This window comes from Citrobacter portucalensis, from assembly GCF_002042885.1.
GTDB classification, from domain to species: domain Bacteria; phylum Pseudomonadota; class Gammaproteobacteria; order Enterobacterales; family Enterobacteriaceae; genus Citrobacter; species Citrobacter portucalensis.
Window position 1 is genome coordinate 122,199 of the sequence record NZ_MVFY01000013.1, and the last position, 9,107, is coordinate 131,305.

Annotated in this window: 10 protein-coding genes, 1 rRNA gene and 1 pseudogene; 4 read left to right on the top strand and 8 right to left on the bottom strand. The window is 49.8% G+C overall.

What is annotated here, in order from left to right:
- Window positions 1-58: 58 nt before the first annotated feature.
- Window positions 59-244, bottom strand: a pseudogene (locus BZK40_RS24845) (hypothetical protein).
- A gap of 209 nt (window positions 245-453) precedes the next feature.
- On the opposite strand from BZK40_RS24845, the gene yihA reads away from it, so the two are divergent.
- Window positions 454-1,086, top strand: a complete 633-nt coding sequence (gene yihA / locus BZK40_RS18640) for a ribosome biogenesis GTP-binding protein YihA/YsxC (RefSeq protein ID WP_071845249.1) — start codon at window positions 454-456, stop codon at window positions 1,084-1,086.
- Window positions 1,087-1,205: 119 nt separating this feature from the next.
- Here yihA and spfP read toward each other — a convergent pair whose 3' ends face one another.
- The 3 genes from spfP to BZK40_RS24850 all read right to left on the bottom strand — a co-directional run bounded on the left by spfP (window position 1,206) and on the right by BZK40_RS24850 (window position 4,757).
- Entirely contained in the window at window positions 1,206-1,253 is a 48-nt protein-coding gene (spfP, locus tag BZK40_RS25075) for a small protein SpfP (RefSeq protein WP_071892919.1), read from the bottom strand.
- A 166-nt stretch (window positions 1,254-1,419) separates the two neighbouring features.
- Complete coding sequence (polA, locus tag BZK40_RS18645) at window positions 1,420-4,206, bottom strand: DNA polymerase I (protein ID WP_048237100.1); 2,787 nt, start codon at window positions 4,204-4,206, stop codon at window positions 1,420-1,422.
- A 215-nt stretch (window positions 4,207-4,421) separates the two neighbouring features.
- Window positions 4,422-4,757: a hypothetical protein gene (locus tag BZK40_RS24850; RefSeq protein WP_224759913.1), complete on the bottom strand. Its 336-nt coding sequence runs from the start codon at window positions 4,755-4,757 to the stop codon at window positions 4,422-4,424.
- Here BZK40_RS24850 and yihG point away from each other — a divergent pair.
- Window positions 4,651-5,505 (top strand): 1-acylglycerol-3-phosphate O-acyltransferase, YihG family, encoded by an 855-nt coding sequence (gene yihG / locus BZK40_RS18650; RefSeq protein ID WP_223849077.1) that lies wholly within the window; start codon window positions 4,651-4,653, stop codon window positions 5,503-5,505. The two genes, BZK40_RS24850 and yihG, sit on opposite strands and share 107 nt — an antisense overlap.
- Before the next feature lie 13 nt (window positions 5,506-5,518).
- Here yihG and dsbA read toward each other — a convergent pair whose 3' ends face one another.
- From dsbA to BZK40_RS18665, 3 genes are all read right to left on the bottom strand, one after another.
- On the bottom strand, window positions 5,519-6,142 hold the full coding sequence (gene dsbA, locus BZK40_RS18655; protein ID WP_003028621.1) for a thiol:disulfide interchange protein DsbA: 624 nt from the start codon (window positions 6,140-6,142) through the stop codon (window positions 5,519-5,521).
- Window positions 6,143-6,158: 16 nt separating this feature from the next.
- A complete protein-coding gene (locus BZK40_RS18660; RefSeq protein ID WP_079935085.1) occupies window positions 6,159-7,145 on the bottom strand; it encodes a serine/threonine protein kinase in 987 nt (328 codons plus the stop codon).
- Between the two features lie 76 nt (window positions 7,146-7,221).
- Entirely contained in the window at window positions 7,222-7,491 is a 270-nt protein-coding gene (locus BZK40_RS18665) for a YihD family protein (RefSeq protein WP_003028616.1), read from the bottom strand.
- Between the two features lie 69 nt (window positions 7,492-7,560).
- Here BZK40_RS18665 and mobA point away from each other — a divergent pair, with 69 nt between their 5' ends.
- Together mobA and mobB are read left to right on the top strand one after the other, a co-directional pair.
- Window positions 7,561-8,145 carry a molybdenum cofactor guanylyltransferase MobA gene (gene mobA / locus BZK40_RS18670; RefSeq protein WP_003028614.1) on the top strand — a complete coding sequence of 195 codons (585 nt, stop codon included), beginning with the start codon at window positions 7,561-7,563 and terminating at the stop codon, window positions 8,143-8,145.
- Window positions 8,127-8,645, top strand: a complete 519-nt coding sequence (gene mobB, locus BZK40_RS18675; protein WP_095533157.1) for a molybdopterin-guanine dinucleotide biosynthesis protein MobB — start codon at window positions 8,127-8,129, stop codon at window positions 8,643-8,645. The genes mobA and mobB overlap by 19 nt, the downstream gene beginning before the upstream one ends.
- A 337-nt stretch (window positions 8,646-8,982) precedes the next feature.
- Here the strand turns inward: mobB and rrf are convergent.
- Window positions 8,983-9,098, bottom strand: a 5S ribosomal RNA gene (gene rrf / locus BZK40_RS18680).
- Window positions 9,099-9,107: the final 9 nt, after the last annotated feature.

A 9,107-nucleotide genomic window follows, 5' to 3' on the forward strand; every position in this document is an offset into this window, starting at 1 on the left:
CCTTACGGGCTCTACAATCCCTGTTGGCTATCAACACACCCTGTTTTTCCCTTAGCCTCTAACATTCCGTGTTGTTTCCATTTCCTTTTATTAACGTCTCCGGACGTTTGTCTTCCTGACAATCCTGTGTCTTCGCCTCCTGGCGCTCCTGACCCTCATCCTGAGTCGTCTATCCTTTCAGCTTCCTCGCTATGGACGCTACTTTACCGTTTTGGTTTAAACGTACAAGTAACCTGGGTAACAATTTCTGATTTTAAGAATAGCGCCCAAATGTAACCATATGATTTATTTTAGTTCTGTCAATTTTTACTCTGTCATCTCGTATAGAAACTGTCGGCAATGTCTCACAAAGCGCGAGGTTTTTACTTACACAGCCCACTCGTCGAAAAACCAGCCTTTTGCTGGGGTTCAGGTATAATCGCTGCAAAGCCCTGATTGATGGAGAGGACTGCTTTGACTAACTTGAATTATCAACAGACGCACTTTGTAATGAGTGCGCCTGATATTCGCCACTTACCTTCCGATACCGGTATCGAAGTGGCTTTTGCTGGCCGTTCCAACGCAGGCAAATCCAGTGCGCTAAATACCCTGACGAATCAAAAAGGTCTGGCGCGTACATCTAAAACGCCGGGTCGTACTCAGCTCATCAACCTGTTTGAAGTCGTTGACGGCAAACGCCTGGTCGATTTGCCAGGATACGGTTATGCCGAAGTTCCAGAAGAAATGAAGCGTAAATGGCAACGCGCGCTGGCTGAATATCTGGAAAAACGTCAGAGCCTGCAAGGTCTGGTAGTGCTGATGGATATTCGTCACCCGTTAAAAGATCTCGATCAACAGATGATCCTGTGGGCAGTTGAGAGCAACGTTCAGGTTCTGGTACTGCTGACTAAAGCAGATAAGCTGGCCAGCGGTGCACGCAAAGCGCAGCTGAATATGGTACGTGAAGCCGTACTGGCATTTAATGGTGATGTGCAGGTAGAAGCATTTTCATCGCTGAAAAAACTGGGTGTGGACAAACTGCGGCAAAAACTGGATAGCTGGTTTAGTGAACTGGCACCGGTTGAAGAGGTGCAGGAAGAGGAATAACTCACCGATATGCCGGATGACGCCGCTGCGCGTCTTATCCGGCCTACAGCATGTGCAAAACTTTTCTTTCGCACAATAAAAAACGCCCCAGTCATTACTGACTGGGGCGGCTAAAATATTCAGCCAAATCCGATTACGTGAAGTAAAAGGTCTGAAAGATAGAACATCTTACCTCTGTACCCTACGAGAATAACTTTACTCTTTTTTGAGCAGCTCAGAAAGCACTTTTTGTAATTTTTTTTCATTCCTTACATAGGGAATTCTAATGGACATCACAAAAAGCTCTCTCTTATGTTGCTTAGTTACGAAATAGGAGCGTTATTAAGTAAACCCTTAGTGCGCCTGATCCCAGTTTTCACCACTCCCGACTTCCACCAGCAACGGCACGTCAATCTGAGTCTCGTTTTCCATCAGTTGGTGGATCTTTTTGGAGACGCTTTCCAGATCATCTTTGTGCACTTCAAACACCAGTTCATCGTGTACCTGCATGATCATGCGCACGCGCGGTTGCTCGGTTTGCAGCCATCCATCCACGGCAATCATGGCTCGTTTGATAATGTCTGCAGCAGTTCCCTGCATCGGGGCGTTAATGGCCGCACGTTCAGCACCAGCGCGACGAGCACCATTACTGGATTTAATATCCGGTAAATAGAGACGGCGACCTTCCAGCGTTTCTACATAGCCTTGCTCTTTCGCCTGCGCGCGGGTGCGTTCCATGTATTCCAACACACCAGGGTAGCGTTCAAAGTAGAGATCCATGTACTTCTGTGCTTCTTTGCGCGGAATATTCAACTGGCGCGCCAAACCAAAGGCGCTCATCCCGTAGATCAAACCGAAGTTAATGGCTTTAGCGCTGCGGCGTTGCTCGCTGGTCACAGAATCAAGCGGTAAACCAAAGACTTCTGCCGCCGTTGCGCGGTGAATGTCTTTCCCTTCGGCAAACGCGGTAAGCAGACCTTTATCACGTGAAAGGTGCGCCATGATACGCAGTTCAATCTGTGAGTAGTCCGCAGAGACAATCAGGTAGTCTTCTGGCGCAATGAACGCCTGACGAATACGACGACCTTCATCATTACGTACCGGGATGTTTTGCAGGTTTGGATCCGTTGAAGACAAGCGCCCGGTGGCAGTAACCGCCTGATGGTAGGAGGTGTGCACGCGCCCGGTTTTCTTGTTAATCATCAACGGAAGCTTATCCGTATAGGTCGACTTCAGTTTTGCTAAACCACGATATTCCAGGATCACTTTCGGCAATGGGTAATCCAGCGCGAGCTCTTCCAGTACCTCTTCCGACGTTGATGGCGCGCCGCCAGGGGTTTTCTTCAACGGCTTAATACCCTGCTTTTCAAACAGGATAGTTTGCAGTTGCTTAGTGGAAGAGAGGTTAAACGCTTCTCCGGCGATCTCGTGCGCTTTTTGCTCCAGCTCATTCAAACGCAGCGTCAGCTCTTCTGAATGCTTGTGCAGAACAGCCGGATCGATTTTCACACCGTTGCGCTCAACGCGAGACAAAACCGGCACCAGCGGCATATCGATATTTTCAAAGACGTTCAACGGCCCTTTATGCTGCTGCAATTCTGGCCACATTTTCAGATGCAGCTGTAGCGTAACGTCGGCGTCTTCCGCAGCGTAACGGCCAGCCTCTTCCAGTGCTATCTGGTTAAAGGTCAGCTGGTTTTTGCCTTTTCCGGCGATCTCTTCAAAGGTGATGGTTTTATGTTTCAGCCAGCGGTCCGACAGGCTGTCCATATCGTGTCGTCCAGCGACGCTGTTAAGAATGTAGGATTCGAGCATGGTGTCAAAGGTGATGCCGCGCAGCTCGATGCCATAGTTCGCCAGGATGCCGCGATCGTACTTCAGATTTTGCCCGACTTTGTGCGCGTTCTCATCTTCCAGCAGCGGCTTTAGCAGCTCCAGCGCACGGTCGCGCGCGATCTGGTCAGGGGCATCCAGGTAATCGTGGGCAACAGGAACATACGCCGCCACACCCGGTTCAATGGCAAAAGACAGGCCAACCAGATTCGCGGAAATGTTGTCCAGGCTGTCAGTTTCAGTATCGAAGGCAAAGACAGGTGCTTTTTTCAGCTTAGCGATCCACTCTTCCAGCGTCGCTTCGTCCAGAATCGTCACATAGTTTTCATACGAAAGAACCGTGGCCGGCTCCTCAGGCGTTTCATCGACGACAATAGTTTCTTGCGGTTTTGCCGCCGGCTTCGTCCCTTTCGCCTGTAGCCATTTACCCGCTTCAACGTCGGTAACCCAACGTTTAAATTCATACTGTTTAAACAGGCCAAGCAGTTCTTCTGCAGCGGGCTGACGCACTTCCAGCTGCTCACAGGTCAATTCCAGCTCAACATCGGTTTTGATGGTAGCCAATTGATAAGAGAGGTACGCCACCTCTTTGTTCTGCTCAAGTTTGCCCGCCATGGTTTTCGCACCACGGAAGGTCAGCCCCGCTATTTTGTCTGATTCGGCATAGAGGGTATCCAGCCCACCCAGCCCCTGCAGCAGTGCCTGAGCGGTTTTTTCGCCTACGCCTGGAACGCCAGGAATGTTATCTGAGGAGTCACCCATTAGCGCCAGGAAATCGATGATCAGTTCCGGCGGGACGCCGTACTTATTTACCACTTCATCCGGGCCGAGGATCGTATTGGTCATGGTGTTGATAAGGGTGATATTCGGCGTCACCAACTGAGCCATATCTTTATCACCGGTGCTAATCAGCACCGGGCGACCGATCTTCTCTGCTTCCCGCGCCAGCGTACCGATAACATCGTCCGCCTCCACGCCAGAAACAGCCAACAGTGGCAGCCCCATCGCCTTTACCATCGCATGCAGAGGTTCAATCTGCGCACGCAGATCGTCCGGCATCGGTGGGCGGTGAGACTTATAATGTTCGAATAATTCATCACGGAAGGTTTTACCCTTGGCGTCGAATACCACCGCTGCATGGGTTGGTTGATATTGCAGAATCAAGCTACGCAGCATGTTGAGGACACCGTACATCGCGCCCGTAGGTTCTCCTGCGCTGTTAGTCAGCGGTGGGAACGCGTGGTATGCGCGATACAGGTAAGATGAGCCATCTACAAGGATAAGTGGGTTTTCTGGGATCTGAACCATAATGTCCGTGCCTGTTTATCAGATTATGGGTAAAGGATGCCACAGACAGGATGAAAACATGAGTTTTTCGCCGCATTTGTCGAAAAACTTTTGCAGATCTTCTGCTTTGCTCGCAAACACGGCTGTGGATAACTTTGTGAGTAAATAATTTTCAGTTCTTTAAATATAGCAAGGCAATTAGTGCTTCATTGTATTTATACATATTTTTCATAAACTTAATTTAGCGCGCAGCATTTTATTCCATTTTTACAGCTTATATCCTGATGTGGATAGATATTCTCTTTTTTTCTATTCAGGGAAGATCCATCATTTGGTTCGTTTTCTGATAAAATCAGCCCCTTGCGCCTCTTTCGCGCACTGTCTATGGCTAACCTTTTGAATAATTTAATTATGACGAGAATACTCGCTGCGATAACGCTGTTGCTGAGTATCGTATTGACCATATTGGTCACAATTTTTTGTTCTGTGCCGATCATCCTTGCCGGGGTTGTGAAACTCCTTTTGCCCATTCCTGTCGTCTGGCGCAAGGTTTCTGTCTTCTGTAATTTCATGATGTACTGCTGGTGTGAAGGTCTGGCGCTACTGCTGCACCTTAATCCACGGCTGAAGTGGGATGTTGAAGGACTGGAAGGTCTTAGCAAGAAAAACTGGTATCTGCTCATTTGTAATCATTACAGCTGGGCCGATATCGTTGTGCTTTGCGTTCTGTTACGTAAGCACATCCCGATGAATAAATATTTCCTCAAGCAGCAGTTGGCCTGGGTGCCCTTTATTGGCCTGGCTTGCTGGGCTCTGGATATGCCGTTTATGAAACGCTATTCACGTGGCTATCTGCTTCGCCATCCGGAACGCCGTGGTAAAGATGTCGAAACGACGCGTCGTTCCTGCGAGAAATTTCGTGCGCACCCGACAACCATTGTGAATTTTGTCGAAGGTTCGCGGTTTACTCATGAGAAGCGTGAGCAAACCCGTTCTCCTTATCAAAACCTGCTCCCACCCAAGGCGGCCGGTATTGCGATGGCATTAAATGTGCTGGGGTCACAGTTCGATAAAATGCTGGATGTCACGTTGTGCTATCCGGAAAACAGTAGCCGACCGTTCTACGATATGCTGAGCGGTAAGCTAACGAGGATTGTCGTGCGGGTGAATCTGGAGCCAATCCATGAAGAGTTACACGGTGATTACGTGAACGATAAGGCATTCAAGCGCCGCTTTCAGCTGTGGTTGAATACGCTGTGGAGTGAGAAAGACGCGCAGCTCGACGCGATTAAAGCCGCAAATAAAAAAGCCGGTCAGTGACCGGCTTTTGCTTTTACTTCTGACCGACCAGGTATTTCACGGTATCCGCATACTGTTGTACAAAGATATCCATGCTGCTGGTATCCATGCCCTGCGGGTTGACCTGATATTTGCCATTCACGAACATAGCCGGAACGCCCTGCAGCTGTAAATCAGCCGCTGCTTTTTCCTGCTGTGCCACGAGAGATTTCACTACGAAGCTGTTCCATGCCGCATCATAGTCTTCGCCTTTAATACCCGCATCGACAAACACTTTACGGATATCAGCAACAGACTGAACGGTCTGGGTTTTCTGAACCCCTTCAAACAGCGGAACAGTGACCTGATCTTCAACGCCCAGCGCCATTGCAACCGCCCATGCCTGCGTCAGATCTTTGCCCAAAGGCCCGAGAAACTCGACGTGGTATTTGGTCATCTTGGTGCCTTCCGGCAGTTTTTTCTTCACGTTATCAGACACATGAAGCACTTCTTCAAACTGGTAGCAGTGCGGGCAGTAGAAGGAGAAGAACTCCAACACTTGCGGTTCACCCGCAACAGGCTTCTCCAGGGTGATGTATTGTTTACCATCCTGGAACTGCGCTGCAGATGCGCTAAAAGCTAAGACCATACCAGCCAGCGCCAGCCATATTTTTTTCATGTTCAAGTTTCTCCGATTAATACATTGGCGTTAATTGTAAGGGGGGCTCTTGCAGAATTTTTGCCTGCTCAATAAAGGTCGCGGTCTGACGATGCCAGTAATCTTCCCCGGTTAACCACGGGAAGTTTTTTGGGAACGCAGGGTCAGCCCAACGTCGAATCAGCCAGGCAAGATAATAAACTAAACGCATAGCGCGTAAAGGTTCTATCAGTCCGATTTCAGAGATGTCGAACTCACTAAACTCTTCATAAGCCTCGATAATGGTTTCTAGCTGCATGCGTTGTTCAGCTTTATCACCATTGAGGAGCATCCATAAATCCTGAATAGCCGGACCATTGCGGGCATCATCTAAATCGACAAACATCGGGCCATCGCGCCACAGAATATTACCGGCATGACAATCACCGTGCAGGCGTAACGCAGTAAAACGCGTATGCCAGCGTTCGGTAACCACCGCGATAAGCGCATCCGTTGCCTTCAGGAAAGCCGCTTTTTGCCCTGATGGGATAAGCTGTGCGTGTTCAAAAACTTTACGCGGCTCAGTCAGGTATTCTTCAAGGCCAATCGTCGGTCGGAAGGCAAAAGTACACTTGGATCCGGTCTGGTGCATACGCCCGAGATAGCGCCCGACCGCCTCCATCTGATCGATGTTGTCGGCCTCAAACTGGCGCCCACCGACGCTGGGGAAGATCGCATAATGGAAACCCTGGTGACTTAACAGCGTTTGGCCGTTCAGTACCAACGGCGCAGCTACCGGGACTTCATCGCTTACCAGTTCCAGAGCAAACTGGTGCTCTTCCTGGATCTGATCGACAGACCAACGTCCAGGGCGATAAAACTTAACGACAAAGCGTCGACGGTCTTCGTCCTGGAATTGATAGACACGGTTTTCATAGCTGTTAAGCGGGGTAAGCCCGGAATCCACCCGGATCCCCTGCTCAAACAGTGCATCCATGATGGTATCCGGGTGTAGCGTCTGGAAATTAAAAGCGTTGTCGTTCATCCCATCATCCGGAAAATACTACGAATGATTCAGGATATCATTTCGCAGCGCTTTCGGTGGCGGCGATTACAAGCTTTTACTCTTTAATTACGCCACGAGCGCGGAGTAGTGCGGTTTTAAAATCTTCTTCATAATCTTTCTGAATACCTGGGATGACAGCATCCTTCGCTGAGTCTCGCATTTTCAGGTGATAGATCAGAATGTCATCAGTTAAATCCGCCAGTTCGCCGTCAAAACCTGACTCTTGCGCCAGTTTCTGCAAAAATTGCATCAGGTTAAGATCGGGTTCCTTCTGCCAGGCAGGCTGGAGGAGTTCAATAACTTCATTCAGACGTTTACATTTCATGGTTGTGCTCCTTAGGCTCAATACAGATACGTTAGCAGGGTCAATCCCACATTAAAAGAGGCGATATCAGTGATTCTGGATAGTGCAATAACAGGGGTTGTGCTGGCTGGCGGTAAGGCCAGACGGATGGGTGGAACCGATAAAGGTCTGCTTGAACTGGACGGTAAACCTCTTTGGCGGCATGTGGCCGACATTCTCGCTTTGCAGGTCGAAACCGTGGTGGTTAATGCCAATCGCCACCGGGATATATACCAGCAAAGCGGCCTGAAAGTTATTCCCGATTCCTTGGCCGATTTCCCTGGCCCACTGGCCGGGATGCTATCGGTATTCCTGCAGCAAACGGGGGAGTGGTTTCTGTTTTGCCCGTGCGATATGCCCTATATTCCTCACGATCTGGTCGCTCGTTTAAAAGAGCAACGTAAAGCTGCACCCGTTGTTTGGGTGCATGATGGGGAAAGAGATCACCCAACCATTGCGCTGATGCACCGCTCTATGCAGCCTTTGCTGCAGGATTATCTTCAGTCCGGTGAACGACGCGTTATGGTCTTTATGCGTCTGGCTGGCGGTCATGCTGTCGATTTCAGCGATCATAAAGATGCGTTCGTAAACGTGAACACCCCCGAAGAGCTTGCAAAATGGCAGGAAAAATCATGATCCCATTACTCGCCATTGCGGCATGGAGCGGGACGGGAAAAACCACGCTGCTCAAAAAGTTGATCCCGGAATTACGTGCCAGAGGTATACGTCCCGGATTGATTAAACATACTCATCACAATATGGATGTCGACAAGCCCGGTAAAGATAGCTATGAACTGCGCAAAGCCGGTGCAGCACAAACGCTGGTCGCCAGCCAGCAACGTTGGGCATTAATGGTAGAAACACCGGAAGAGCCCGAACTGGATTTAGCGTATCTGGTAAGCCGGATGGATGCAGCAACGTTGGACCTAGTGCTGGTTGAAGGGTTTAAGCATGAACCTGTCGCTAAGATCGTGCTTTTTCGCGACGGTTGCGGGCATAGTCCTGAAGAATTGGCGATAGACGAATATGTTATCGCGGTTGCCAGTGATGTTCCGCTGACGGTAGATGTTCCATTGTTAGATATCAACGACATACAGCAACTTGCTGATTTTGTTACGCAATGGATAAGATGGTAACCGTGGTGTTGTGATGAGCCTGATGCGCTGCGCTTATCAGGCCTACAAAATACGTTCAGCCCGGCCCCTGTAGGCCGGATAAGGCGGCACGCCGCATCCGGCGGTTTTCATTCCACACAGACGCAAAAAAGCCCATCCGTCAGGATGGGCTTTTTCACTTTAATTAATGCCTGGCAGTTTATGGCGGGCGTCCTGCCCGCCACCCTCCGGGCCGTTGCTGCGCAACGTTCAAATCCGCTCCCGGCGGATTTGTCCTCCTCAGGAGAGCGCTCACCGACAGACAACAGATAAAACAAAAGGCCCAGTCTTTCGACTGAGCCTTTCGCTTTTATTTGATGCCTGGCAGTTCCCTACTCTCGCATGGGGAGACCCCACACTACCATCGGCGCTACGGCGTTTCACTTCTGAGTTCGGCATGGGGTCAGGTGGGACCACCGCGCTACAGCCGCCAGGCAAATTCTG